Origin of the sequence: Trichormus sp. NMC-1, from assembly GCF_001858025.1 — a bacterium.
Lineage (GTDB): Bacteria > Cyanobacteriota > Cyanobacteriia > Cyanobacteriales > Nostocaceae > Anabaena.
This window is the reverse complement of record NZ_LZQD01000003.1, coordinates 510073-534968: the sequence shown is the minus strand read 5'-3', so window position 1 is coordinate 534968 and position 24896 is coordinate 510073. Positions and strand designations below refer to the sequence as shown.

Genomic DNA, 24896 nt, shown 5'->3' with positions numbered 1-24896 from the left:
CCCCCCAAATTCTGCTGTATTTTGATTAAGAAACCTCCGTTCCAAAGGCAATTCTTAATCCCCAAAATACGATTAAAATTGCGATCGCTAACCAGTCTCCTGTTCTCAATTTTAAATCTTGCCATTTGACTTGATGCTCATTCGGACTGGTAAAACCTCGCACCATCATTGCATTTGCCATTTGATCAGCACGTAAGAGCAGATTTTCTAAAAGTCGTTCAATCACAATTAACCAAACTTTAGCTCCCCCTTTTAATCCTAGCTTTTTCCAATTAATTGCCCTAGTCATCACAGAACGTACTAGATTTTGGACTTCTTCTAAAACTAAAGGAATAAATCGCAAAGATAAAGTTAAAGTTAGAGTAATTTCTGTAACTGGTATTTTGAACCTTCGCAGAGGTTGCATTAAACTTTCCATTCCAGAGGTGATTTCTTCTGGTGCGGTTGTCAGCAGATATAAGTTAGTGCTGTAAATTAAGGTAAAAACAATTGTACTGAGGCGAATTGCTAAATCCAAGGAACGGCGATTTACTTTAATTGGGCCTTGATGAAACAGCACATAACTGTATTCTTTATTCCTATCCGCTAATTTTGGACTCTCTTTAATTTTCTCAGCATTCACTGGCTGAGTTAAAACTTGTTCCGTTGCGGGTAAGCGTGGCTGATAACTGACACCCAGCCCATCAGGACTGATAGCACCAATTGATAACACCATAAATGATAGAATCAATAGCCAGCCCATTTGTTGCCGCCACACTCGCAAAGGAATCTTGGCAAATACCGTAAAAATAATCAGCAGTAATACCAATAGCACTCGCCAATAGTTGTTAGCGACAACATAGCTGGTGAGAAAGCTCAATAACCACATTAACTTGACTCGCGGGTCGAGTTTATGTAGCCAAGTTTGCGGGTTTTCTAAGTATAGTCCTAGTGGGAGCGATCGCAGTAAATCCATGTTTAGTTATTAGTCATTGGTCATTTGTGATTAGTCATTAGTTATGACCAACAGACCATAGACCAATGATATCTTGTTCGGTTAAAGACTTATAATTAAGGCTGACTCACAGACGTTTTTTTCATAAGTAATTAAACGAACATGATATAACTATTATTTCACACGAGTTGCTCGATTGAGATTGCCAATTTCCGCATCCCGGACTTTTTTACTCCGCCAGAATAACCGAATCGGAGTCCCATCAAACCCTAGTTGTTTGCGAAATTGTCTTTCAATATAACGGCGATAATTGTCATTAAACCGTTGAGCATCGTTGACAAATAGGGCAAATGTTGGCGGTTGGGTACTTACTTGCGTACCATAATAAATCTTACCTTGACGACCGCCTCGTGAAGTCGGTGGAGAATGCCAGCTAATTGCATCTGTGAGGACTTCATTAACTACAGAAGTTGTAACACGGCGTTTGTGTGCCTCTGCTGCTTTACTCACCAATTCTAAAATCTTTTCTACCCGTTGTCCTGTGACGGCACTCACAAAGATGATCTCTGCCCATTCGGTAAAATGCAACCGTCCTTCCAGAGTTTTTTCGTAATCATAAATGGTGTATGAGTCTTTTTCGACGGCATCCCATTTGTTAACTACGATAATGCAAGCTCGACCTTCTTCAATGATTCGCCCAGCTAATTTTTGGTCTTGTTCTGTGGCTCCATCTTCGGCATCTATAACCAATAAAACCACATCGGCGCGGCGAATTGCTTTAAAGGCGCGGTTAATGCTAAAGAATTCTGTGCCGTAATCGATGTGTTTCTTTTTGCGAATGCCGGCGGTGTCAATTAAGCGGTAGGTTTGCCCAGACCGTTCGATGACTGTATCAATACTATCACGAGTTGTACCGGAAATAGGGCTGACGATCGCTCTTTCTTCGCCAACAAAGGCATTTAATAAGCTGGATTTGCCTACATTTGGGCGGCCAATAATGGCGACTTTAATTTCGTTGTTTTCTTCTACTTCCGTAACTGCGGGAATGTGAACTAGTAACTCGTCCAGAATTTCCCCTGTACCGCTACCATGAATCGCGGAAATCGGGTAAGGTTCACCTAACCCCAACTCCCAAAATTCACTAGCTTGCATTGCGCCTTGTTCGGGAGATTCACATTTGTTCACAGCCAGTAACACAGGAACTGGTTGTTGACGCAACCACCCAGCAATTTCTTCATCTGCTGGTGTGGGTCCTGTTTTCCCATCAACGACAAAAATCGCTGCACAAGCTTCTCTGAGTGCTATTAATGCCTGTTGGCGAATTAAAGGCAGGAATTCGGTATCATCGTTAAAGACTAAACCGCCTGTATCTACGACTAAAAAATCGCGATCGTTCCAAAATGCAGGTCGATAAGTGCGATCGCGCGTTACACCCGGTTCATCGTGGACAATCGCCGTTTGATCTCCGGCGAGACGATTAACTAAGGTGGATTTGCCCACATTTGGGCGGCCGATAATTGCAATAATTGGCAGTGCCATAAACCAGAGTGCTGAGTGTGTAGATGTGCTGAGTTTTCTATCTACGTTCTTCACCCAGCACTGTTTTGGAGAACTACTTATCATATCACATTTTTGGAGTTAGTAGGCGACAAAAACAATGAACCTGTGTAAAGATAAGTAAATTTGTAAATTTTAAAGCCTTACTAAGCAAGGAATCTAGGACTTGTGTGTACACTGTAAGGGATTTTGAGCTTACAAATGCCATAACGTATCGGCTTGGACTAAAAAAGATTGAAACCCTGATTTGGAATAAGTTACCGCTTTATATGCCTAACGGCACGCTCCGCGAACAGCAAGCTGTATTTACGTATTTACCGCAAATAAGATAAATTCTTTGTTACTCATTTGCCCACTTTTCAAATAATATTATAACAGTTACACTATTTTTAAATTTAAATATTTTGCTACTAACAATCAAATTATGAAGCTTTTTTATTATCAGGAGAATAATTTCGGCGATAAACTGAATCCTTGGCTATGGAGTAAGTTGATACCAGGAGTAATGGATGAAGATCAGAATACTACTTTTATTGGTATCGGTACTTTAATTAATGATAAATTATCGCTAAAGACAAAAAATGCCCGTTTGCGAGTGATATTTGGCTCAGGAGTCGGTTACGAGCAAGGGGTACCAGAGGTAGATAATTCTTATAAAATTTACTGCCTGCGTGGCCCGCTATCAGCACAAGCATTAGGGGTTTCGACTAAATTATCAGTGACAGATGGAGCAATCCTGATTAGAAAATTATTTAATAGTAATAGCAAAAAGCAGTACAAATTTTCTTATATACCCCATTACGAAATGGCTGGGGAAGGTTGGCGTTTAGTTTGTGAAAGATTAGGATTCGGGTATATTGATCCACGCTGGCCAATAGAAGAAGTTTTGTCCTGTATCAGCCAATCCGAAGTTATACTTGCAGAGGCTATGCACGGTGCAATTATTGCTGATTCATTGCGTATACCGTGGATTCCAGTTGTTTCTAACTCTACTATTCTCTCGTTTAAGTGGCAAGACTGGTGTCAGTCTATTGGTACAGAATATAAACCATCATATCTAAAACGTTTGCATCATCCTCGTCAAAAACTAGATATCTTATTTCCAGCACGCTTAACCCGTGATTGGTTCAGACAACAAGAAGCTGCATCACAATTACTAAGTATTACCAAAACTGTACATCCTAGTTTAAGTACTGATAAAAACGTGGAAAATCTGACCGAAGAAATGTATAACAGGCTTCAAGAGTTTAAGGAAGATTTGGCAAAAGGCGCTTTTATTAAATAATTCTCAAGGAAGGTAGGGGAGCAGGGTGCAAGGTGCAGGGGAGAAGGATTAACGCTTTTTCCACAAAATAAGAAATATGCAAGTTAAATGCCGATTAGCTTAAGTAGATGGGCGTTAAAAAATATAAGATAGACCTAACCCCCCAGCCCCCTTCCCTACCAGGGAAGTGGGAGTCAAAGCCTCTCCCCTTGTAGGGGAGAGGTTTGGAGAGAGGTTTTATATTTAATTGCGCCAAGCTACTTTAAAAGCAGAAAAAGTATTTCTTTCATATTTTGCCAGTGGCGTGCGCCGCCAGTGGGAGACTCATATCTTCAGCAGTAAATTTACTGTATAGTATGCCCATAAATCTTACAGTGTTCCAAAAAATAAATGATCCAAAACAAGTCATTACATATGAATATGTCTAACAAATTCTGCTTTTGTACCTTGGCTATGGGTGACAGGTATCGTACTCACACACTGTTGTTAGCTAAAGATATTCAGCAACACACACCTGATACAGCCCTATGCATTCTAACTGATCAGCCAGAGATTTTTAAGGAATTTCCTCACGTTCTAGCATTCAAGCACCGCCTTCAAAGTGTGAAAGGGTATCATGATAAACGCTTCGTCCTGGAAAAGGCTCTCTCACTATTTGAGAGTTGTATGTTTTTAGACTCTGATGTACGAATTCTAGGTCCTGTAGTAGGAGAAATGAATTGGCTTTCTGGAATCACAGCGAGAGCTGGTAGTGATTTGCTGCACCGGATGAAAAATATCAGTAACTACAAAGAAATTCAAGTTATAGAAGAAGTAGCTCAGAAACTAAATATTGATCTTCAACAAGTGCAGTGGTTCCATGAATTCATGTTTGCTATGAAGGGACAGGAAGGATTGGAAGGAAAGTTTTTTCAGCTTTGGCAGACAATTTCTTACTTATTTGAAATGCGAGGAATTTATCATGGTGAAAGCTATGCTATGGGACTAGCTGCCGCGAAACTTGGAATGACAATTAGATTTGAGCGCGAAGATAAGTTTCCGTTCTTTAAGGACAATATAGAGCTAGTAAGAATCAAAAATGGACAATCGAATTTGGTGGACAAAAAAATCTATTTCGAGATTCACAACAATATTGAATATCCGAAACGTCCAATTTATAAAAAAGTAACTGATAAAATCTATAAACAAACTGTGTTTATTTATAGATTATTGCGGCTAAGAAATTTTGCAAAAAATGATTCTGAATTTTACAAATTTTTTGACGTAAAAATATATCCTTAATGATTTTTGCTTGGTCGTGATTTTCTATTAACAAACTCATAGTCTACATCTTGTGCTGACAGTTCCAGAAATTCAATTAACGTGAGTTTTTGATCTGTGGTTACTTTAACCATAAGAATGTCCCACAATTACCTGATGTTTATATTTTATGCCGTTTGTTCAGTTTCCGTCTCTACCTTCTGCCCAATTTTCGGTTCTGTACCCGCAATTAATCGCTCAATATTACTGCGGTGACGAATAATAACATATAAACCTCCAGCAATACCAAAAAGTATATATGGTAAAGGTTGATGGAAAATTGCCATCAAAATAGAAACAGCAATAGCACCACTAATAGAACTCAAAGACACAATTCTAGATATGGCAACAACAACAGCAAAAATTCCTATGGTTGACAAACCAACCTGCCAACTTAATGCTAACAAAATCCCTATACCAGTAGCCACAGACTTACCACCAGTAAAGCCTAAAAAGATTGATTTACTGTGTCCTAAAATTGCGGCAAATCCAGCTAAAGTTACTAAATAAGGTTGCCAAACTTCTAAATTTATAGTTAACGGGATTAAATTATAACTAGGAGCAAGATTGCATAAAACATAAACTAGATTTATTGCTAATACTCCCTTCAAACCATCAATTAATAACACAAATGCCCCTGGAACTTTTCCTAAAGTCCTCAGTACATTTGTTGCCCCAGTTGAACCAGAACCAACTTCCCGAATATCAATTCCTTTTAACAGCTTCCCGGCCAGATATCCGGTAGGGAAAGAACCCAATAAGTAAGCTATTAAAACAACCGTCCCACACAAAGTTAACCAAATAGCCATAATAATTCCAAATAATTCGTAATTCGTAATTCGTAATGACAATCAGTGAGAGTTTGTAACCTCTTCAATTAAGAATTAGTAATTATTTGGTCACTAGTCTAGAGTGAAATATCTTGACCAATGACCAATAACTAATAACCAATGACCAATGACCAATCACCAATGACTAATGACTAATTAAAATTCATCATCATAATCTCTATCTTTCATGGTTTTGGGATCAGGTGCAAAAGCCAACCAGAGAGGGAATTGTAGCAAACCTAGGCTAATTTGCTCCTCAGAATCATCAATAATAATTAAAGGCAATTGATTGGCTTTAACTAATCTATCTGCTTTCTGGGCTAAAGCCGTGGGTGCTTCAAACAAAACCACACCTCTATCAGGGCCAAAATCAGGACGACCAATTCCCAAACAATCTTGTAAACCGCGTCGCCATTCACCTAAACGTTCTGGTGTATTGGCTAAAATTAGAGTACGCACCCGCTCTCCATGTAGTTTGTGTAATATGGAAATTGCCGCCGACGCAATCAAGATATTCTGCAAGCGGCTACCCATTGTCCGTAAAGCACCCCGTCCCCCCAAGGTGAAAAACCAATTAGAAACTCGTTCTGCGTGAATTGGTTCAAAAGTCCGCCTTAACTGCCACGCTGCACCATAATAATCGGGTTGGTTGCGGTATTGGTCAATTAAACGGCGAATTTGTTTAGTTGTCTCTTGAAACTGTTGTTGACCTAGTTGCAGTGTCGGGGGCTGTTGTTCAGCAGGTTTCGCTTCTTTGACTGCTGGTTTTTCCCGTTCCTTCACAGCCGGGGCTAATTGCAGCTGCTCGGCGGCGGCTGCTAAATCTTGTAAGCTACCTGTGAGATAGTCTTTAAAACCCTGTACGCGAATTGCTAAATCTTGAGATGTTCCCGCAAAGGTAGTTCGCATTTCATTACGAATGCGTTCTTGTCGTCTTTCTAGTTGTTCGACAGAAATTTGCAACGCTTGTTTACGTTGTTCCAACAGCACTAGCGACTCTTGCACCATTTTCGAGAGTGCAGTTTGAGTTTCACTAACTTGTCCTTGAAGATTTTTGTAAGTAGCTTGGAGTTGAACAATTTCTGCTTTCAGCGCTGTTTCAGTTGCTTGTAACTCGGCGACTCGGTGTGCTGCTTGTACATATAGTGAATTAAGTTCTGATTCTGACTCCAGCACCGCAGTTTCTACTTCACCTTTGAACTCTTCTGTTGGTTCTACTGTCAGAGATTCCGCTGCTATGTTGACTACTGCTGACTCCAAAGATACATTATCTGCTTGTGGTTCACCTGATGAAATTAAAGTTTCTGTTGCCGGCAATAAATCAGCAGCTAGGTTTTCCGGTGTTTCACCTGTAGAAATTTTTTCTGGTGTTTCTTCCCACCAATCATCAATCGATTCTGGAGTTTGAGATTCCTCTGGGTTCATAAATATATAGTGTAATTCCTAGGAAACGAATAATATCGAAGTCAGGGGAGACGCTCAAGACGAGGAGAAAATCACCATTCACCACTAAATACGTGGACAACGCTGTTCCAAACAAGATTTTAAGGCTTTGGGGTCAAATAAAATCGGTAAAAAGTGAATGCTGTTGACTTCTTTAAAATAAAACAGAATGGGAAATCCATTCCAGAAGATTCGCCAATTTTGCCATTCTTGGTAAGGAAAACGCCTAATTAACTTTTCTCCCCGGTAAATATCAAAGTCGGTGACGGTAAATTGCAACCGCAGTGTGACAGCCTGAAACATGAGAAACAAGCCAAAGATTGTGAACACTCCTCCTACCCAAGGTTGTACTAGCAGTAGTGGAATAGCAGCCAGCACCAAGACGACAGGGATATTGTAACTTGGCTTGAGTTCCACAGTAGCGGTGGTATTCGGCACAGATGAACTAATCACAATTTTGATCTCCTGTTTTGTTAGTAAACATTAATCTTCTATTTTAGTAGTTAAAAGTGAGTCGTTATAACCCTGGCGTAAATCCACCGCCTGTTCCTTGAAACATTAACCAAGAAAGAAAGAAGTTGCTAACGAAGATAATCAGCAAGGCTGTGACGACGGCTGTTGTGGTTGATTGTCCCACACCTTTCGCTCCTCCTGTGGTGGTTAAACCCCAACTACAACCAATGGTGGCGATTAAAACACCAAAACAGCCGGCTTTAATCATGGCGCTACAGATATCCCAGATGTCGAGAAAGTTACGGGCTGAGTCTAAAAAGACTGTATCTGAAAGATTGTAAACGTTGGTGGCAATTATCAATCCCCCAGTCATGCCGGTAATTAAGGACAGAAGGGTTAAAATGGGCAGCATTAATAAACAAGCAAGAATACGGGGGATAACTAGATAATCAATGGGGTCAGTTTTTAACATCACGAGGGCATCTATTTGCTCTGTGACTCGCATTGTGCCAATTTCGGCTGCAAAGGCTGAACCAACCCTTCCGGCTAAAATTACTGCTGTCAGTACTGGTGTAAGTTCTCTGGTTAAGGCTACCGCCAAAACACCGCCGACGAGGTTTCCTGCACCAAAGTTGATAAATTCCCGCGCTACCTGAATTGTAAAGACTGCACCGACAAAAACGGCTGTCAATAAGGCAATAAATAGGGAATCTGGCCCAACTGCTGCTAGTTGCTCTAAGGTGTTACGCCGATGGATTTTGCCTTTGAGGAGGTGTACTATTACTTGTCCACCTAAAAAAATCGCTGCCAGCAATCGCTGACTCCATGCTCCTAAACTGGATTTAGTCATTAATTCAGTGATCAATTATTCAGTTATCATAAACCTCCCTAACTCCCTAACTTCCCAACTACCCAAGGTGTTACTCAAACATTAAGTTAGTTTAAAGACTCTCTCAGAAAATTAAGCTATTTTTAAGCGTATTGCAACGAATTATTTAGAATTTTTTGAAAATAAAACCCTGCTAAATCAAGGCTTTCAGGGCTTATAAGTCCTTTAATTTAGCCGCAGCATTTTAGGGAACGAGTAGGAATTGCTTTTAATTAAAACTTAAGATTTTTGACATCTTCGCTGTTCAGGAGCGATCGCATTTATTGTAGAAGATGACGTGCATCTATTCAGCCATCGTCTACATACTCCCGGAGCTTGCCTGATAATGAGCATATTTACCAATTTTCTCCGCTCCCTACTACTAACTACCGTTTTTAGTTTTATCGCTCCTATATTCTTAGTCGGCAGTATATTAGTCTTCTTATGCCTCTTTGGCTACATTCCTGGTTTACAAGGCGTAGCTGAGAATATCCCCACTCTGATTCTGCATTTTCTCGCCACTTTTGGCACTGGTAGCCCCATTAATGGCTTATTTGTTATTAGTCTTACCTGTGGTTTTGTGGGCGGGCTGTTTGATATCTATGCTTACTATCGATGTCAAATTCTCCGCATTGATTCCTAAGTAATATTAATGGTTTCGTCAGGTGTTTATTGAGTTACAGGAAGACTCACCTTCCCAAAAACCACCTTGTTGCTGCGCTTAAATCTGATTTGAGTTCCTATTTTAACTACGTATAAGCCATCACAAGTCTTAGTAATTAGTAACTCAAGACCATCTTTCGTGTTGGAAATAGCCTGTTCGTGCCTTTGTGGCCAAGACCAATTGACAATTAGTAATTTGAATACATACTCCTTAATTAAGAAATATAGCAAATGAAACTCTACACAAAATCTAAAATTTTCCTTAAGATTTTAAATAGTCCCATACCTGCTCACTATTAGGGAGGTCGTCTGACCGCTGGGCATTTTATATTAAGTTCATTAATAGGTGATGAAATTGCTCATGGTTTGGCCTTTTTCGCCCAGATTTCGGAAACAAATTGCTCGGATTGAGATTACTGGTGCGATCGCCAGTGCCACCCGCAAACGGGTATTAGAAGCCCTGAAAACTGTAGAAGAGAAGAAATTTCCGGCTTTACTGCTACGCATTGATAGTCCTGGCGGTACAGTGGGAGATTCCCAAGAAATTTACAGCGCTTTGAGACGGTTGCAGAAAAAAACCAAAATTGTCGCTAGTTTTGGCAATATATCGGCTTCGGGCGGCGTTTATATCGGAATGGGAGCCGAACACATTATGGCTAACCCAGGCACGATTACAGGCAGTATTGGTGTGATTCTGCGTGGTAATAACCTGGAACGCTTGCTGGAAAAAGTTGGTGTGTCCTTTAAGGTGATTAAGTCTGGCCCTTACAAAGATATTTTGTCCTTTGACCGAGAATTGACAGCAGCAGAAGAGAGCATCCTGCAACAGTTGATTGATGTCAGTTATCAGCAATTTGTGCAAACAGTAGCTGAGGGCAGGTCTTTGGATGTAGAAACCGTGAAAACTTTTGCTGATGGCCGGATTTTTACGGGAGAGCAAGCCTTAAATTTAGGCGTTGTAGACCGTCTGGGAACAGAAGAAGATGCACGTCGCTGGACTGCGGAATTAGTAGGACTTGATCCAGAGAAAACTCCTTGCTATACGCTAGAAGAACGGAAACCATTATTGAGTCGAGTTCTACCAGGGAGCCGTCTGGCGAAATCCAGAATTGGGGCTGGAATTGATTGGCTCGAATTTGAAATATCTACTAGTGGTTTACCCTTGTGGTTGTATCGACCGTAAATAAATTGTCAATAGTCACTAGTTACAGCAGGGAATAGGGAATAGGGAATAGGGAACAGGGTTGAACGTTTTGTTGTATATGGCTTTGTGCTTAAATTTCATACCTCCTGCAATCTGCTGTAATAATCTTTGCGCTAATGACTAATGACCAATGACCAATGACTAAATCAAGGAGGATTTTGGAAGTGGAATGGCAAATACGAGCGATTCGTGGCGCAACAACCGTTGCAGAAAATAGAGTGGAAGCAATCCGAGAAGCGGTGACAGAATTACTTGATGAACTCGAAGAACGGAATCAACTTGAACCAACAGCAATTTTGAGTGTTACTTTTTCTGTCACACGAGACTTAGATGTTATTTTCCCAGCTGCGATCGCTCGTAGTCGTCCTTTATGGGATAGTGTGGCTATGTTAGATGTCCAGCAAATGCACGTTGAGGGCAGCTTACAGCGTTGCGTTCGGTTTTTAATTCACGCCTATTTACCAACTTCTGCCCCTATTCACCACATTTATTTGCGTCAAGCAGCTAAATTGCGCCCAGATTGGGGTTTACCGCAAACGTTACAAACTTCACAGCCAGTAATTAAGACAAAAGCTTAAAATCAGCAGGTCAATAATATATGTAAAAATTAGCGCCAAATGAGCTATTACAATGGTGACGCGGCTGCTCAACCTGCTGCTATTGGTGGGAGTATTTTCACTCATCGAGGAACTGGTGTTTGTGTGAAGTTAGAGGATTTTTTGAATATTCTCTCCAAAGGTGAAGAGCCGCTTGTCATTGTCACTAGTGAAGGTTATTTTACGAAAATATATAAATATGTGACGGCGTATAAGGGTTTTGTGTTTTTTACAGAATCCTTAGATAAATTGCAATTTGGTAGCAATATTGAGGTGATTTACGCTCAGAGTTTAGGAACGGATATTTGAAGTTAAAAGTTAAGTAGGTAGTTTATTGGCAAAAACATCTAACATTTATTTTTCCAGTTATTGTAATAGATGGATCTCTATTTGAAAGCTACTTGAATCCTAGTGGAGAATTAGTAGTTGATGCGGTTGAAAAGGGATTTTTACATTTTCCTCTAGAAATAAATGGGTTAATTGGAACAAATATTTATGTTCTCACTTTAGGATACCTACCTCATTTTATAAATGAAGCCAAAAAATCAAACTCAGAATTACTTAAACTTTTTACTGATGTTAATTCTGATAATTATTCATCGTTAGATGAGATATTTAGATGTTAAGAATATTCAATCATTAATTTTATAGAAAATATAAGCATTTAATAACAAAAATTTGTTCAATCTGTGAGCAACTTTTGTATTTTTGTAGAATATAAATGGCATAATCAAAATGCAAGAACCAAATAGACCTGTTACTAAAAAACAGTTTGAAGCAAAAATAAGTGAGCTTGGGTATAGTTTATATCAATCACACATTCATTTAAAAATTCATGAATGGATGACTAACGAACTTAACAAACACCTGAATGAGTATCCGCATTACTTTCGGGAATCGTGTCATGCTCATTATGAAACTGGAGTATTAAGACTAACAAGAGCCTATGATCACGATAAAAAAACTCTGGGACTTTTAAAAATTCTCAACATTATTGAATCTGATTATAAAAATTGGGGTTGTACAGAAACCATAGATCATAAAATTCTAGAGGAAGACAAAAAATATGTAAATAAAGAAAGTAATCCTTTAGTTAAAAAATTAATACATTTAAGAGATAAAGCTATTGCTCACAGTGAACATAAACAATTCCCTTCACCAATGGGCGATTATATAGGAGAAGTATATCAAAATTATGCTCAAAAGCATGGACTAGAGTGGATTTTGAAGGAAGGTCGTCTGACTATAGAAGAGATTGAAAAAAAGCCTAATACTGAAATAAAAATAATTTCACATGAAATGACGATGGAAGTTTTTCAACTTATGGATGACAATGAAAATAAAATTTTAGGGGGGGATATTCCTATATTCAGTGAGTTTTATGAACTAACAACTAAAGGTATCGAAATTTGTAATAGATATATGAAAAAATTATCTATAGATACAATAGACATCTCCGAAAATTAAATGTGCATTTCCTAGAACCCTTGTAGAGACGTTCCATGGAACGTCTCTACATTCTTTTCCATCAGATGTCTAATAGAGTTAGATGAATAAACTCAAGTACCAAATGATTATCCAGTGGTCTGAGGAAGATAATTGCTTCTTAGTAGGATTCCCCGACTTTCCAGGACAAAAATGGCGCACTCATGGAGATACTTACGAGTTAGCAGTAACGAATGGAATAGAAGCCTTAGACTCTCTTATTATTGCTTACGAAGCTGCGGGTGATCCGCTTCCAAAACCGACAGTTTGTAATGCAGCATAAAGAAGGATTTACACCTTGTAGAGACGTTCCAGAAAACGTCTCTTTTTCAACATATCAGTGATGAAATCTAATGCCTATGAAAACATCATACAAGAACTCAAAAAAGTCCTTTTTCTGCAATAATCCGGAAGTTTGCGGACTACCTTTTTCATCCAATAACGGCTTCATCAAATAATAAGCCGGCTGGTAATTATACCAAGGAATCGAAGGCCACAAATGATGAACTAAATGGTAATTCTGCCCCAAAATCAGGATATTGAGAACTTTACCAGGATAGACGCGGGCATTTTTCCAGCGACTGCGCTCCACAAAAGGACGATGGGGTAAATAATCAAAAAATAACCCCAAGGCAATTCCGACCAAGAACGCCGGAATAAACCAAAAATTGAGAATATAGCCCAAAAAGTGATATTGGACAGAAATATAAACAATAGTAATGACAATTAAACGGCTAATAAACCATTCCAGTAACTCATATTTGCGCCACAATTGCCGTTGAAAGAAAAATACCTCATGGTATAAAAATCTGACTGCAATCAACCACAACGGACCACCTGTAGAGACATAATGATCAGGGTCATCTTGAGGATGATTCACATTACCATGATGCTGCAGATGTACCCGTGTAAAAACTGGAAAAGCAAAAGCTAGAATTAAGGCACTACAATGCCCTAACATGGCATTAATCACACGGTTGCGATGGGCTGACTGGTGACAAGCATCGTGAATTATTGTCCCAGAACAATGCAAGGCCAGAGTGTTAATGCTAAAGCATAGCCAGTGCGGCCATTCCCAAACCCAATAACCAAAGTTAGATAACACCAACATAGTCACCACTACAAAAAACATGAGTAGTGTGGGATTAAAATCACCAGGAGGTGCTAAAAGTTCTTTGGGCGGGATTGTCAGTGGCTTTTGTGCCTCCGACGTGAGCATTACTAACTCCTTCTTTATCAAATATTACGAATATACAACAATTCTTAGTAAAGAGTAAAGTTATATAAAGCTTTGTATGGCAAGATTTATCTGCTGTCTTTGCTAATGAGCGGATGAATGGCGTTATGATTCCAGACTAGACTTAAGTGTTTGCTGACGGGTAAAGTTTGACCAGTGCTAATGCTTGAATGGCAAAAATCTCCCTTAAGAAGGATGCAGATAAGATTGGTGTACTATGTCTAGTCTATTCCGCTGATTCCTTCTCTAACTGCTTACATCATTGATATAGCAGTGACTGAAAAGGAGATGCCGCTTACTATACGATTACTTCCCAGATAGATTATTTTGAAATCAGCCCCTATGCAATTAAGAGATTCTCTGCGCCGAACCAAAATTGTTGCTACTATTGGGCCTGCTACCAGCAGTCCAGAAATGCTGAAGGCAATTATTGAAGCGGGTGCAACAACACTGCGGCTAAACTTTTCCCACGGAACTCATGCTGACCATCAGCGTAGTATTCGCCTAATTCGGCAAACTGCTTTTGAACTCAATAGACCGGTAGCAATTCTCCAAGATTTGCAAGGGCCAAAAATTCGCTTGGGTAAGTTTGAAAATGGTTCTATAATTTTGGCGAAGGGCGATCGCTTTACTTTAACAAATCGTCCAGTCGTAGGAACCCAAGAAATCAGTTGCGTTACCTACGATTATTTAGCAGATGAAGTCCCCGTCGGTGCCAAAATCCTCCTCGATGATGGACGAGTGGAAATGGTCGTAGAAGAGATTAACCAGGAAAAAGGCGATTTGCATTGTTGTATTACTGTTCCTGGTAAACTTTCTAACAACAAAGGTGTAAACTTTCCGGGAGTTTACTTATCAATTAAGGCTATGACCGACAAAGACCGCGAGGATCTGATGTTTGGTCTAGATCAAGGTGTAGACTGGGTAGCGCTTTCCTTTGTCCGTAACCCCCAGGACATCATCGAAATCAAAGAATTAATTTCCAGCACCGGCAAAAATGTCCCTGTAGTTGCCAAAATCGAAAAGCACGAAGCCATTGAACAAATGGAAGCGGTTCTGTCTTTGTGTGACGGTGTGATGGTTGCTAGAGGTGACTTAGGGGTAGAATTGCCAGCAGAAGATGTACCCGTGCTGCAAAAACGCTTGATTGCTACAGCCAATCGCTTGGGTATTCCCATCATCACCGCTACCCAAATGCTAGATAGCATGGTCAGCAACCCCCGTCCTACCCGTGCGGAAGTCTCCGATGTGGCCAACGCGATTTTAGACGGTACAGACGCGGTAATGCTTTCTAATGAAACTGCTGTTGGTAGTTTCCCCGTGGAAGCAGTAGCAACAATGGCCAGAATTGCTGAACGCATTGAACAGGAAGAAACGCTAAACTCCAACTCCCGTCAGTCACGAGATAATCGGCGTTCTATTCCTAATGCTATCAGTCAAGCTGTTGGTCAAATTGCTGAGAATTTGGGCGCAGCAGCAATCATGACTTTGACCCAAACAGGTGCTACAGCCCGCAACGTTTCTAAATTCCGTCCCAAAACGCCAATTTTAGCCATTACACCCCATGTAAATGTGGCGAGACAATTACAGATGGTATGGGGAGTAAAACCCCTATTAGTGCTAGAACTACCTTCTACAGGCCAGACATTCCAAGCAGCTATCAATGTTGCTCAAGAAAAAAACCTCTTAACTGAAGGTGATTTAGTGGTGATGACTGCTGGTACGCTTCAGGGGGTTTCTGGGTCAACAGACTTGATTAAGGTGGAAGTGGTGACTGCGGTACTAGGTCAGGGAATTGGTCTAGGTCAAGGTTCAGTGAGTGGACGCGCGAGGGTAGTTCATAATGCTATGGATGCAAGTAACTTTAACCCTGGAGATATTTTAGTCGCATCCCGCACTGGTGTTGATTTTGTGGAAGCAATTCGCAAAGCTGGGGGGATTATTACTGAAGAGGACAGTCTCACCAGTCACGCTGCTGTCATTGGTTTACGTCTTGGTGTACCAGTCATTGTGGGTGTGAAGGAAGCGACAAAGGTAATTAAAGATGGGGCGATTTTGACTTTGGATATGCAACGGGGTTTAGTTTACTCTGGGGCTGTGGGAACGTAGAAAATTAAAAATTAAAACAAATAATTGTTGGTTTTTAATTTTTTTAATTTCTAAACTGTTGGTTTTTCAAATGTAACCCGGTCATAAATCTGGCGATAGGGAATTTGACAGTTAGCAGAAACTAAAGTTAGAATTCCCTCTTCATCGTCAGATTCACTAAATAGCCAATTACCTTCTTTGGTTTTACTAAATTGTTCAATATGACTTTGATATTGGTCAATTAATATATATTCTTGAAATTCAGGAAGAGAACGGTAAAAGGTGAATTTATCTCCTCTATCTCGACTACTGGTAGATTTAGAAAAAACTTCAAATATAATACTAGGATTGATTACTGTATCGGTGCGTCTTTCCTCAAATATTGGTTCATCTTTGATGATGAGAATATCAGGATATGTGTATTCATTATAACGAGGAATCCATAGACGTAAATCACTGGTGTAAACTTGATAATTTTGTTCTCTGAGGGGTAGGGTAAGAGCAATGATTAAGTTAATAATAATCTGATTGTGATTTAAAGAACCGCCGGTCATTGCTACTATTTCTCCATTGTGGTATTCACTTCGATACTCAGCAGTTTCTTCCTGTGCTAAGTATTCTGCTCTAGAATATTGGCGGATGGGAGTTTCTACAAGCATCATGATTTATTTCGTATAGGTTAAAGAAGATAAATTTATTTTAGCATTTTGATATGGCATACAACATCTGGTTAGTATCATTTTTAATTTTAAATAAATCTATAGCAATACTGCTCGGTTAAGGGAAATGGTAGGTTGGGTAGAGCGTCAGCGAAACCAAACAAATGCTTATAAATGTTGGGTTTCGTCCCTCAACCCAACCTACATTCAGGTTAAGTTTCTAGCTTAACCGAGCAGTATTGAAATCTATAGAATATTTTGTTATTTTTAGTATTACATATTTGAGTATTGAATTAAAGTTCTTTTTTATCCACAGGAATTACGCAAAATCATGAAGAAACGAACCGCAGAGGACACAGAGGAATAGGAGTTTGGGAGAGTTTTTGCGTAAGTCCTAATCCATTGTTGAATTTCCTCCTCTTTAGGAGCATAAATTCTCTTAAAGATATTGTTTTAAAACCTCGACTGTATCAAGTCCGGTTTGTTCCCAACTAAATCGATTTGCTCTGGTGAGACTTTTTTGAGAAAGTTGTTTTCTCAATTCTGAATCATTTATAATTGCTTGCATTGCTGCTGTGATTTCTCCCACGTTGTAAGGATTAATCAGAATAGCAGCATCACCAGCAACTTCTGGAAGAGAGGAAATATTAGAAGTAATCACGGGTGTACCGCAAGCCATTGCTTCTAGAACTGGTAAACCAAACCCTTCCCAAAGACTAGGAAAAACTAGCGCAAGTGCTTGATTTATAATTTTTGGTAGTTCACTATAAGGTACATAGTTGAGAAATTTGACACGATGAGTTATACCCAGTTCTTCAACTTGCGCTTGTAATAATGGGGTGTAACGTTTATCGGTAGGCCCTGCTAACCATAGTTCATAGTCTCCCTTGTTAGGTAGCGCAGCAAAGGAAGTGATGAGTCTCTGCAAGTTTTTGTAAGGGTCTTGACGACCGATGTATAGGAAGTAATTACTGGTGGGTAAGTTGAGGAAGCGGAAGTGAGTGCGATTATATGCTAGGGGAATAGGTGTTATTTTACTAGTAGGAATTTGGTAAAAGTCGGTGATGTCTTTAGCTGTTGCTTCGGAGTTACAAATTATGTGTTGCGCTTGCTGGAAAACTTGGGGAGTGTAGTAACGATGGTATGGTGTTAACGGTGAGAAGGGTTTGGGAAAGCGCAATGGTATCATGTCGTGAGACATGACGATATAGCGACAGTTGGTGTAGAGGGGTGCTTCTGGGATGGGGGAGAATAAAAGTTGAGATTTAAGGTTTTTATAGATTTTTGGTAGTTGGAATTGTGTCCACATTAGACGGCGTAAATGTCCTTTAATTCCGTCAGCAGGAGTAAGATTATTTGGGACTGAGTAGCAGTTGAATTCAGGGTAATTTTGTGAGGTTAGGAGAGTGGGATTGATAAAACTCAAATAAGGTAATAATTCTGTTATATACTTACTAATTCCTGTAGATTGGGCAATAATAACTGCTAAATTAACTAATACATTAGTCATAAGATATACTGAATACACAAATTTAATATTATTGATTTCTCCCAATTAATCTATTTAAAATAGATACGACTTTTTCCGCAATCCAAATTGATTTTTTATTAAGCCTTGATTCCATATCTTTTAAACGTTTTTGCAGAAGTGTAAATTCTTGAATTTCAGAATCTGCATCGTCATTATGTTTAGGTATCGTATTATTAATATATTGACTATTTTTTAACTTATTTTCAATTTCCATACTGGAAATTTGCAAGTCTGTAAATTGATGAATCATATTAATATACGATTTTATGTAGGGAGGAAATAATTTTTCCAGGGTTTTTACATCTTCTCTTCTAATTATTTTAATAGAAAGCTGATTTTGTTTAGTATCTAAAGAGTTATGACATGGTTCATATATTTTAACGTGAGAATATGCAGATTGATGAAAGCTATAGTCTGCGTGAGTACCGTGAATTCCTTTATGAGATATTCTGGGAATTATACTCTGAATAACAAATAGGTCTTTGTTGGATAACAAATAATCATTGATTGCTAAGTCCCATCCATCCGTCTCAGCACCTTGGAAATTTCTCAGATTTAATGGATAGTTAAACCAATTTGGTTCAAAATAATTAATAAATTGATACTTATTTAGAATGATTCCCAAACTAGAAAAGAATTTATTTTTTACCAAGATATTTTTTAATTTTGAGTAGTCTTCTATAGGTGGACAAAGTACAGAATGTGAATTACAAGTTGTGGTTAATAAGTTAGCGCAAAGATAATTGCTTGAAAATTTTGGTATCTTATTAATAACTTCAGAAAAATTAAGACAATCACTACTTACAAGCACATCATCTTCTAAATAAAGAACCAAACTAGCTTCATGACCAAAACACCATTGGAGTAACTTATAAGGATTTTTTCTTACTCCCAACCTTGAATCATTAACTACAAAATTTACTTTAAGCTTTTGATTGGCAAAAGATTCAATTATCGAAACAATTTTATTAGTTACATTACTAGGATCAATTGAAATCCAAATTTCCCATTCTTCTACTTTATGGGCTTGAGAGAGATTTTTTAAGCATGAGTACAACAATGTTGGTCTGTTATAGGCTGTTATGGCAACGATTTTCATTTTGATGACAGAGGGTTAGATAGCTTTTCTAATGATGATTACCATAAAGATGTCGAAGGAAAACCATTAATCAACAATTTTAACATAATTTAAAAAATCTTGAAAATTGGGGTAAAAACACTTATGTATTTTAAACTGGGTGATGGTACTGCTGTGTTGCGGGCATTGATGCACAAAGATGGTAATATCCAATATGCTAACTACCAAAGTAAAGCTGACCTGGCAGCATTTATGATGGCTAATAATGTTAGTTCATCTATCTGGGGTAGTTGGCTGTGATTCGGCGATTGAATTTGATGATTGCAATGATAACATCTACCTAATTTCGTTCACCCATATGACGGTCAATTTGTACAGTGCGGAAGTCCTACTAGCATAATAAATTAAGGAAAAATTTATGGTTCTTTTAAAGCAAGACCAGTTTGATCAAAGAGTTCTCGATCTGATTAATCAACATCGGACGCAAAATGGTTTGCAAGCTCTTACCTTATCCCAGGAATTAGATCAAGCGGCTGATAAATATGCCGATCGCATGGCGACTGGAGACTTTTTTAGTCATGACGATCCCAATGGCTCAACCCCTTTCACCAGAATGATTGCAGAAGGGTATAACTATACCTGGGCAGGGGAAAATATTGCAGTTGGATACACATCACCAGAATCAGTAGTTCAAGGTTGGATGAACAGTCCAGGACATCGAGCTAATATTTTAAATGCCAACTTCACTCACATGGGTTTAGGGTACGCATACCTAGCAAATGACACTGGGACAGTAAATTATAATCACTATTGGGTGCAAAAGTTTGGTGCTGGAGATCCCAGTCCTGGCGTTTATGTGGCTGAAACAGATTCAACTGATGTGAAACAAAATCCATCTGTAACTGATGTGAAACAAAATCCATCTGTATATATGGGTAGAATTAGAGACTACGATGGTAATGACCTTGGCAGTGGTAGCTCTTGGAGATTTGTTGGTGATGCCGATGTCCAAGGTGATGGAGACTCAGAAAGTGTATTTGTAAACTCATCGAATGGACGGTGGGCAACCGTAGGTTCAGTCAATGGGACTGTAGATTTTAATAAAAATGGCTTTGGAGGGGACACTCGTGTAGTCGGGATTTATATTGATCCGACATTAAAAGACAAACCACAAAATATTGGTGGACCATTTGATAGTCAGCGTAGGTTTCAGAATGATCTGAGAATCAATAACTTGAGTGTTTTAGCTGCGGCTGATTACAATAAAGATGGATTCCAAGATATGTATTTTAAACTGGGTGATGGTACTGCCGTGTTGCGGGCATTGATGCACTTAGATGGTAATATTCAATATGCTAATTACCAGAGTGAAGCTGACCTGACAGCATTTATGACGGCTAATAATGTTAGTTCATCTATCTGGGGTAGTTGGCTGTGATTGGGCTGAAGATATTAAGTCAATCGAAAACTTGAAAATACTTGTTTGATAAAAAAATTTATTTCTTTCGCTGTAAATATAAATCCCAATATTCACCAGGACGTGCAGTAAGACAATCTTCAACAGTCAAAGATTTTAATTGTGAGTCATTATCGATATATTGAGTTACGAATCCTGCTAACTGAATATCTTCTAAAAATGATTTAGGATCATAGTTACGGTAACTACAAAATTCCATGATTATAATTATATCTTGATTTCTTTTTATTGTCTCCTGCATCCCACGCCAAATAGCTTCTTCTGCTCCTTCTGCATCTATTTTAATCAGATCGACCCGTGGCCAATCTTGAGTTAATTCATCAATTGTTACTGTCTCAACTTCAACTATACTATCTCCTGGTTGATCAGCGGGTCTAGATATTGTTGCATCACCTAAATAACCACCTTCAGGAACTACAAGATTGACTTTTGTTCCATTTGTATCTGAAACAGCTTTTTGCAAGACCTGAGAATTTCTTTTAAAACCATTAACAACTAAGCTTCGCTCTACAAGAGTAGCTAATCTTGGATTGGCTTCAACTGCTACCATCTGACCTGATTCCCCCACAATATCAGCCATTATTAGCGAATAATATCCACAATTTGCACCAATATCAAGACAATAAAAACCTCTTTCAAGAACACGAACCATTGCTTGAGTAATCCAAGATTCCCAATAACCATTAAGACAAAGGTGAGGAGTCAAACTCATGTCTTGAGAATCAACGTAGCACATATATTTAGTTAAAATTCGACATAAAAGTACCCCATTGCCTAAGTAAGCTGTTTGGGACATTTTACGGCTATTTAATTCTAATTCTGTTCGTGTTAATGAACCAATGTCTTTTATGTTGAAATAAATGGAATTGTGAAAAAAATCTCTTTTTAACCCAGATTGTGATTTAATATATATGCCTCTCAGCCATTTAATTTTTTCCCAAAATAATTCTAGATGAATAGAGTTATTGTCTAATCTAGACATATAAGTATGATTAGTAAGGATGACAAAAACTTCATTAGCAAAAACCGGAATATTTTTATCTATGATTTCATCTAGAACAGGATATTCTATATTTTCCATCATACCCTTATGTATGATAACCCACTGAAAATCATTACCTGAATTTTCTCTGGTTACGGAATAGGTAATAACATTTGCAAATTTTTCCTCAAATTCAGTTGGTGCTAATATTTTATCTCCGTCTTGAATTCTTGTTTGTAAAAAATCTACTGTATTTATCCAGTATTGATCATTGTTTGGAAACATCATATTTGTAACTAGGTATATCAAATTAGTTATTTACAATCCTTAAGTTAATTAAATAACTTTTGTATAAGCATCATAAAGTTTATTTGTATAATTTTCCATACTAAATAATTTTACTCTTTCTTTGCCAGCTTCTATAAGTTGGGTTTTTATTTGTTGATTATTGATCAACTTTTCAATTCCCTGTCTAATATCATCTGAATTGTAAGGATCTACATAAATAGCAGCATTTCCACAAACTTCTGGTAAAGAAGCTACATTAGATGTGATAACAGGACATCCCAAAGACATAGCCTCTAGCGGTGGTAGACCGAATCCTTCATATAAAGATGGGAAAACAAAACAAAAAGCACCATGATATAGATATATCAAATCTGTTTTTTCTACATATTCTAATAATTTAATTTTTCTGGTAAACCCCTTACCAAATAGTGCTTCTAATTTACCAATCTCATCTTCCCATAACCATCCTTTTTTCCCAACAATAACTAGTTGCATATCAGTATCTAAACTGCTATAGGCATCTATTAATCTGCCTATATTTTTTTTTGGTTCGATTGTTCCTACAAATAAAATGTATTTTTTGTTTTTAAGTTTATATTTTTTTAATTTAATTTCTGTTGTGTGATTATCAACTAAATGTGAATTATCAATGATTGGTTGATATGTCACATAAATTTTATCTGGATTTACATCAAAACAATGTAGAATATCTTTTTTTGTATTTTCTGAAACCGTTAAAATGATTTCTGAAGTTTTAATTGCATCCTTGATTAAATTAAAAAACCATTTTTTATCATCTAAAGTAGTATAAGGTAGTTTTAACGGGATTAGATCATGAATAGTTGTAATTTTTTTGGCATCATTTATTTTAATAGGAAGTGGATAAGTTACGTGCCAAATGTCAATTTTTTTTTTAATTTTTACTCTAGTTGGTAATTGAAAATACTTATATAAATTATTGGCTACTCGATAACAATTATAAACATTAAATATTTTTCCCGAATTAGCTAAATAATCAAAAATAAAGTCTGCATCTCTTTTGATAACAAAATCACTAACTTGTACTTCTTTGGCTTGATAAAATCTGTGAGTAGCAGCACTAATAATGCTCTTAATGTCTAAATTGCTACTACTATATTTTTGAATATCGAAAAATAAAGCTTCATTTAAAAGTAAATTCTTACTATCACTATTAGTATAACGACTACATAATAAATCTACATTTGCTTCTAGAGATATAAGAGCCTTAACTAAAGTTAAACCATAAGTTTTGATTCCTGTACCTTGGATCATTTCTAAGTTATATCCATCTACTAATACATTAATTCCCTGTAAATTCATTAAAATTTTACCTTTATATTTGAATTTAAATTTGATCTAATCTTTTTCTAAGATGTGATTATTTTCGTAGTTGTATAAACCATTCAAATAATAATCAACGGTTTGGGCAGCATGACCAGAAAATATTATTTTTCCCTTGTTTATCCAAATTGCCCGATGACAAGATTGCTTGACAAATTCTAAATCATGAGAAACAACTAAAACTGTAGCATTATCGTCCCAAAACTTATCCATCCTTTGCTTACATTTATTCTTAAAACTCTCATCTCCCACTGATAAAACCTCATCCAAAATCAAAATATCCGGCTGCACATCTGTGGCAATAGAAAACCCTAACCGTGCCACCATACCCGAAGATAAACCCTTAACTGGAACTAAAGCATAATCCTCCAATTCTGCAAATTCCAAAATTGATCGCGCTCGTTTTTTCATCTCAGCCCTAGAAAAACCAAGCAGTACGCCATAAAGCAGAATGTTGTCCATGACAGAAATTTCTGAGTCAAAACCTGCTCCTAGTTCAATCAAAGGTGCGACTTGACCACGTACTCTTACTGTTCCGGTAGTAGGCTGAAGAATCCCAGAAATGATCTTTAAAAGCGTGGATTTACCAGAACCGTTCGCACCTATTATACCTATTTTCTCTCCCTTTTCAACTACTAAATCAACGTGATCTAGGACTAATTTCTTTGCAGGCTGGCGATATTTTCCTTCTAAAATAGAAAGTAGCGTTTTCTTCAAGTCATAAGAAAACTCTTCTTGGGTCCGTCGCCACAGCGAAACATTATCCAGGCGAATTACTTCCATTTACAGTAAATCCATAAACTGATGTCGCCAAACATGAAAACAAGTCCATCCCAAGGACAAAATAATTATGCCACTAAGTAATGCACCCCAAATTAAACCTAAATCTGGTGGAGAACCCGACAATGTAATTTGACGCAGACTTTCAATAATTGGTGATAAGGGATTTAAACTTAGGAACGGCTGTACCTGCTTTGGTACAATAGCTGCTGGATAAAATACAGGACTACTAATCCAAATCACAAAGGTAACTAACTCATAAAAGTAAGGTAAATCCCTAAAAAATACATACAAGGCACTGACTAAAAACCCAATTCCTGTAGAAACTAAAATTAGTGCTAAAAATGGAAATACTAACGCCAGGACATTAACTAGATTTTTAGAATTAATCAAGGTCATCAACGCCAGTAACGGCAATGCTCCTACTGAAAACTGAAATACGTTGGCTGCAATCATTGATACAGGAAAAACGCTGACTGGTAGACGAATTTTATTTAATAATGCGCCATTACCGACTACACTTGCCAAAGCTTGGGATGTGGAAGCTGAGAAAAAATTGATTACTACCAGTCCTGTAAAAGCTGCAAGTACATAGTTGAGGATTGAGTTACCATAATACGACGCGAAAGTAGCTCCAAAAATGGCAGTGTAAAGCCCTGTCATAATTAGTGGGTTCAAGAGTGACCAATAAACCCCCAGGAATGAACCCCGATAACGCACTTTGAGAGTTCGTACTACTAAGACGTACAGCAATTCCCAGTACCGCTGCACTTGTAACCCAGTTAAATTTTCTTTAAGAGAAATGGTCATCCTCAAGC

Annotated in this window: 25 protein-coding genes; 11 read left to right on the top strand and 14 right to left on the bottom strand. The window is 38.0% G+C overall.

Annotation, left to right across the window (positions count from 1 at the left end; all coding sequences use genetic code 11):
• Positions 1–25: 25 nt before the first annotated feature.
• Together A9Y75_RS13665 and der are read right to left on the bottom strand one after the other, a co-directional pair.
• Positions 26–955: an energy-coupling factor transporter transmembrane protein EcfT gene (locus A9Y75_RS13665; RefSeq protein ID WP_071190092.1), complete on the bottom strand. Its 930-nt coding sequence runs from the start codon at positions 953–955 to the stop codon at positions 26–28.
• Between the two features lie 153 nt (positions 956–1108).
• Positions 1109–2473 carry a ribosome biogenesis GTPase Der gene (der, locus tag A9Y75_RS13660; protein WP_071190091.1) on the bottom strand — a complete coding sequence of 455 codons (1365 nt, stop codon included), beginning with the start codon at positions 2471–2473 and terminating at the stop codon, positions 1109–1111.
• A gap of 442 nt (positions 2474–2915) precedes the next feature.
• Between der and A9Y75_RS13655 the strand changes: the two genes are divergently transcribed.
• Together A9Y75_RS13655 and A9Y75_RS13650 are read left to right on the top strand one after the other, a co-directional pair.
• The gene (locus A9Y75_RS13655) at positions 2916–3776 is read left to right on the top strand and encodes a polysaccharide pyruvyl transferase family protein (protein ID WP_071190090.1); all 861 of its coding nucleotides are present in this window, start codon (positions 2916–2918) and stop codon (positions 3774–3776) included.
• A 399-nt stretch (positions 3777–4175) separates the two neighbouring features.
• The gene (locus A9Y75_RS13650; protein ID WP_236721398.1) at positions 4176–5036 is read left to right on the top strand and encodes a hypothetical protein; all 861 of its coding nucleotides are present in this window, start codon (positions 4176–4178) and stop codon (positions 5034–5036) included.
• A 146-nt stretch (positions 5037–5182) separates the two neighbouring features.
• Here A9Y75_RS13650 and plsY read toward each other — a convergent pair whose 3' ends face one another.
• The 4 genes from plsY to A9Y75_RS13630 all read right to left on the bottom strand — a co-directional run bounded on the left by plsY (position 5183) and on the right by A9Y75_RS13630 (position 8630).
• On the bottom strand, positions 5183–5863 hold the full coding sequence (gene plsY, locus A9Y75_RS13645; RefSeq protein WP_071190089.1) for a glycerol-3-phosphate 1-O-acyltransferase PlsY: 681 nt from the start codon (positions 5861–5863) through the stop codon (positions 5183–5185).
• Positions 5864–6040: 177 nt separating this feature from the next.
• Positions 6041–7309 carry a DUF3086 domain-containing protein gene (locus A9Y75_RS13640; RefSeq protein WP_071190088.1) on the bottom strand — a complete coding sequence of 423 codons (1269 nt, stop codon included), beginning with the start codon at positions 7307–7309 and terminating at the stop codon, positions 6041–6043.
• A gap of 84 nt (positions 7310–7393) precedes the next feature.
• The gene (locus tag A9Y75_RS13635) at positions 7394–7780 is read right to left on the bottom strand and encodes a DUF3119 family protein (protein ID WP_071190087.1); all 387 of its coding nucleotides are present in this window, start codon (positions 7778–7780) and stop codon (positions 7394–7396) included.
• Between the two features lie 64 nt (positions 7781–7844).
• Positions 7845–8630, bottom strand: coding sequence for an MlaE family lipid ABC transporter permease subunit (locus A9Y75_RS13630; RefSeq protein WP_177176181.1), 786 nt, complete (start codon positions 8628–8630; stop codon positions 7845–7847).
• A 364-nt stretch (positions 8631–8994) separates the two neighbouring features.
• Between A9Y75_RS13630 and A9Y75_RS26480 the strand changes: the two genes are divergently transcribed.
• The 6 genes from A9Y75_RS26480 to A9Y75_RS13595 all read left to right on the top strand — a co-directional run bounded on the left by A9Y75_RS26480 (position 8995) and on the right by A9Y75_RS13595 (position 12879).
• The gene (locus tag A9Y75_RS26480) at positions 8995–9291 is read left to right on the top strand and encodes a hypothetical protein (RefSeq protein WP_083389586.1); all 297 of its coding nucleotides are present in this window, start codon (positions 8995–8997) and stop codon (positions 9289–9291) included.
• 381 nt (positions 9292–9672) lie between these two features.
• Positions 9673–10494 (top strand): signal peptide peptidase SppA, encoded by an 822-nt coding sequence (gene sppA, locus A9Y75_RS13620; RefSeq protein ID WP_071190085.1) that lies wholly within the window; start codon positions 9673–9675, stop codon positions 10492–10494.
• A gap of 185 nt (positions 10495–10679) precedes the next feature.
• Positions 10680–11093 carry a chorismate mutase gene (gene aroH, locus A9Y75_RS13615; protein ID WP_071190084.1) on the top strand — a complete coding sequence of 138 codons (414 nt, stop codon included), beginning with the start codon at positions 10680–10682 and terminating at the stop codon, positions 11091–11093.
• Between the two features lie 39 nt (positions 11094–11132).
• Complete coding sequence (locus tag A9Y75_RS13610) at positions 11133–11420, top strand: hypothetical protein (RefSeq protein ID WP_016953473.1); 288 nt, start codon at positions 11133–11135, stop codon at positions 11418–11420.
• Between the two features lie 426 nt (positions 11421–11846).
• The gene (locus tag A9Y75_RS13600; protein ID WP_071190082.1) at positions 11847–12578 is read left to right on the top strand and encodes a hypothetical protein; all 732 of its coding nucleotides are present in this window, start codon (positions 11847–11849) and stop codon (positions 12576–12578) included.
• A gap of 82 nt (positions 12579–12660) precedes the next feature.
• Complete coding sequence (locus A9Y75_RS13595) at positions 12661–12879, top strand: type II toxin-antitoxin system HicB family antitoxin (protein WP_071190081.1); 219 nt, start codon at positions 12661–12663, stop codon at positions 12877–12879.
• Positions 12880–12933: 54 nt separating this feature from the next.
• Here A9Y75_RS13595 and crtR read toward each other — a convergent pair whose 3' ends face one another.
• Positions 12934–13815, bottom strand: a complete 882-nt coding sequence (gene crtR / locus A9Y75_RS13590) for a beta-carotene hydroxylase (protein WP_071190080.1) — start codon at positions 13813–13815, stop codon at positions 12934–12936.
• 360 nt (positions 13816–14175) lie between these two features.
• Here crtR and pyk point away from each other — a divergent pair, with 360 nt between their 5' ends.
• Complete coding sequence (gene pyk, locus A9Y75_RS13585) at positions 14176–15942, top strand: pyruvate kinase (RefSeq protein WP_071190079.1); 1767 nt, start codon at positions 14176–14178, stop codon at positions 15940–15942.
• Positions 15943–15992: 50 nt separating this feature from the next.
• Here pyk and A9Y75_RS13580 read toward each other — a convergent pair whose 3' ends face one another.
• From A9Y75_RS13580 to A9Y75_RS13570, 3 genes are all read right to left on the bottom strand, one after another.
• The gene (locus tag A9Y75_RS13580; RefSeq protein ID WP_071190147.1) at positions 15993–16580 is read right to left on the bottom strand and encodes a Uma2 family endonuclease; all 588 of its coding nucleotides are present in this window, start codon (positions 16578–16580) and stop codon (positions 15993–15995) included.
• A gap of 439 nt (positions 16581–17019) precedes the next feature.
• Positions 17020–18090: a glycosyltransferase family 1 protein gene (locus tag A9Y75_RS13575; protein WP_071190078.1), complete on the bottom strand. Its 1071-nt coding sequence runs from the start codon at positions 18088–18090 to the stop codon at positions 17020–17022.
• Between the two features lie 28 nt (positions 18091–18118).
• Positions 18119–19210: a glycosyltransferase gene (locus A9Y75_RS13570; RefSeq protein ID WP_071190077.1), complete on the bottom strand. Its 1092-nt coding sequence runs from the start codon at positions 19208–19210 to the stop codon at positions 18119–18121.
• A 123-nt stretch (positions 19211–19333) separates the two neighbouring features.
• Here A9Y75_RS13570 and A9Y75_RS28500 point away from each other — a divergent pair, with 123 nt between their 5' ends.
• Together A9Y75_RS28500 and A9Y75_RS13565 are read left to right on the top strand one after the other, a co-directional pair.
• The gene (locus tag A9Y75_RS28500; RefSeq protein ID WP_177176180.1) at positions 19334–19489 is read left to right on the top strand and encodes a hypothetical protein; all 156 of its coding nucleotides are present in this window, start codon (positions 19334–19336) and stop codon (positions 19487–19489) included.
• A 118-nt stretch (positions 19490–19607) separates the two neighbouring features.
• Complete coding sequence (locus A9Y75_RS13565; RefSeq protein ID WP_071190076.1) at positions 19608–20627, top strand: CAP domain-containing protein; 1020 nt, start codon at positions 19608–19610, stop codon at positions 20625–20627.
• Between the two features lie 58 nt (positions 20628–20685).
• On the opposite strand, the gene A9Y75_RS13560 is transcribed toward A9Y75_RS13565, so the two are convergent.
• From A9Y75_RS13560 to A9Y75_RS13545, 4 genes are read right to left on the bottom strand one after another with little or no spacing between them, the layout of a single operon-like run.
• Positions 20686–21933 (bottom strand): FkbM family methyltransferase, encoded by a 1248-nt coding sequence (locus tag A9Y75_RS13560; protein WP_236721397.1) that lies wholly within the window; start codon positions 21931–21933, stop codon positions 20686–20688.
• 51 nt (positions 21934–21984) lie between these two features.
• Positions 21985–23277, bottom strand: a complete 1293-nt coding sequence (locus A9Y75_RS13555) for a glycosyltransferase family 1 protein (protein ID WP_071190074.1) — start codon at positions 23275–23277, stop codon at positions 21985–21987.
• Between the two features lie 36 nt (positions 23278–23313).
• Entirely contained in the window at positions 23314–24081 is a 768-nt protein-coding gene (locus A9Y75_RS13550; RefSeq protein ID WP_071190073.1) for an ABC transporter ATP-binding protein, read from the bottom strand.
• Positions 24082–24888 (bottom strand): ABC transporter permease, encoded by an 807-nt coding sequence (locus tag A9Y75_RS13545; protein ID WP_071190072.1) that lies wholly within the window; start codon positions 24886–24888, stop codon positions 24082–24084.
• Between the last annotated feature and the right edge of the window lie 8 nt (positions 24889–24896).

Bases quoted from the DNA above. Each gene is read 5' to 3' on its own strand.
- A9Y75_RS13600 (WP_071190082.1), top strand. From the start codon at position 11,847: ATGCAAGAACCAAATAGACCTGTTACTAAAAAACAGTTTGAAGCAAAA.
- A9Y75_RS13665 (WP_071190092.1), bottom strand. From the start codon at position 955: ATGGATTTACTGCGATCGCTCCCACTAGGACTATACTTAGAAAACCCG.
- A9Y75_RS13650 (WP_236721398.1), top strand. From the start codon at position 4,176: ATGTCTAACAAATTCTGCTTTTGTACCTTGGCTATGGGTGACAGGTAT.
- A9Y75_RS13595 (WP_071190081.1), top strand. From the start codon at position 12,661: ATGAATAAACTCAAGTACCAAATGATTATCCAGTGGTCTGAGGAAGAT.
- A9Y75_RS13640 (WP_071190088.1), bottom strand. From the start codon at position 7,309: ATGAACCCAGAGGAATCTCAAACTCCAGAATCGATTGATGATTGGTGG.
- plsY (WP_071190089.1), bottom strand. From the start codon at position 5,863: ATGGCTATTTGGTTAACTTTGTGTGGGACGGTTGTTTTAATAGCTTAC.
- sppA (WP_071190085.1), top strand. From the start codon at position 9,673: ATGGTTTGGCCTTTTTCGCCCAGATTTCGGAAACAAATTGCTCGGATT.
- A9Y75_RS26480 (WP_083389586.1), top strand. From the start codon at position 8,995: ATGAGCATATTTACCAATTTTCTCCGCTCCCTACTACTAACTACCGTT.
- der (WP_071190091.1), bottom strand. From the start codon at position 2,473: ATGGCACTGCCAATTATTGCAATTATCGGCCGCCCAAATGTGGGCAAA.
- A9Y75_RS13570 (WP_071190077.1), bottom strand. From the start codon at position 19,210: ATGAAAATCGTTGCCATAACAGCCTATAACAGACCAACATTGTTGTAC.
- A9Y75_RS28500 (WP_177176180.1), top strand. From the start codon at position 19,334: ATGTATTTTAAACTGGGTGATGGTACTGCTGTGTTGCGGGCATTGATG.
- A9Y75_RS13565 (WP_071190076.1), top strand. From the start codon at position 19,608: ATGGTTCTTTTAAAGCAAGACCAGTTTGATCAAAGAGTTCTCGATCTG.
- A9Y75_RS13610 (WP_016953473.1), top strand. From the start codon at position 11,133: ATGAGCTATTACAATGGTGACGCGGCTGCTCAACCTGCTGCTATTGGT.
- A9Y75_RS13630 (WP_177176181.1), bottom strand. From the start codon at position 8,630: ATGACTAAATCCAGTTTAGGAGCATGGAGTCAGCGATTGCTGGCAGCG.
- crtR (WP_071190080.1), bottom strand. From the start codon at position 13,815: ATGCTCACGTCGGAGGCACAAAAGCCACTGACAATCCCGCCCAAAGAA.
- A9Y75_RS13555 (WP_071190074.1), bottom strand. From the start codon at position 23,277: ATGAATTTACAGGGAATTAATGTATTAGTAGATGGATATAACTTAGAA.
- A9Y75_RS13545 (WP_071190072.1), bottom strand. From the start codon at position 24,888: ATGACCATTTCTCTTAAAGAAAATTTAACTGGGTTACAAGTGCAGCGG.
- A9Y75_RS13575 (WP_071190078.1), bottom strand. From the start codon at position 18,090: ATGACTAATGTATTAGTTAATTTAGCAGTTATTATTGCCCAATCTACA.
- A9Y75_RS13655 (WP_071190090.1), top strand. From the start codon at position 2,916: ATGAAGCTTTTTTATTATCAGGAGAATAATTTCGGCGATAAACTGAAT.
- A9Y75_RS13580 (WP_071190147.1), bottom strand. From the start codon at position 16,580: ATGCTTGTAGAAACTCCCATCCGCCAATATTCTAGAGCAGAATACTTA.
- pyk (WP_071190079.1), top strand. From the start codon at position 14,176: ATGCAATTAAGAGATTCTCTGCGCCGAACCAAAATTGTTGCTACTATT.
- A9Y75_RS13560 (WP_236721397.1), bottom strand. From the start codon at position 21,933: ATGTTTCCAAACAATGATCAATACTGGATAAATACAGTAGATTTTTTA.
- A9Y75_RS13550 (WP_071190073.1), bottom strand. From the start codon at position 24,081: ATGGAAGTAATTCGCCTGGATAATGTTTCGCTGTGGCGACGGACCCAA.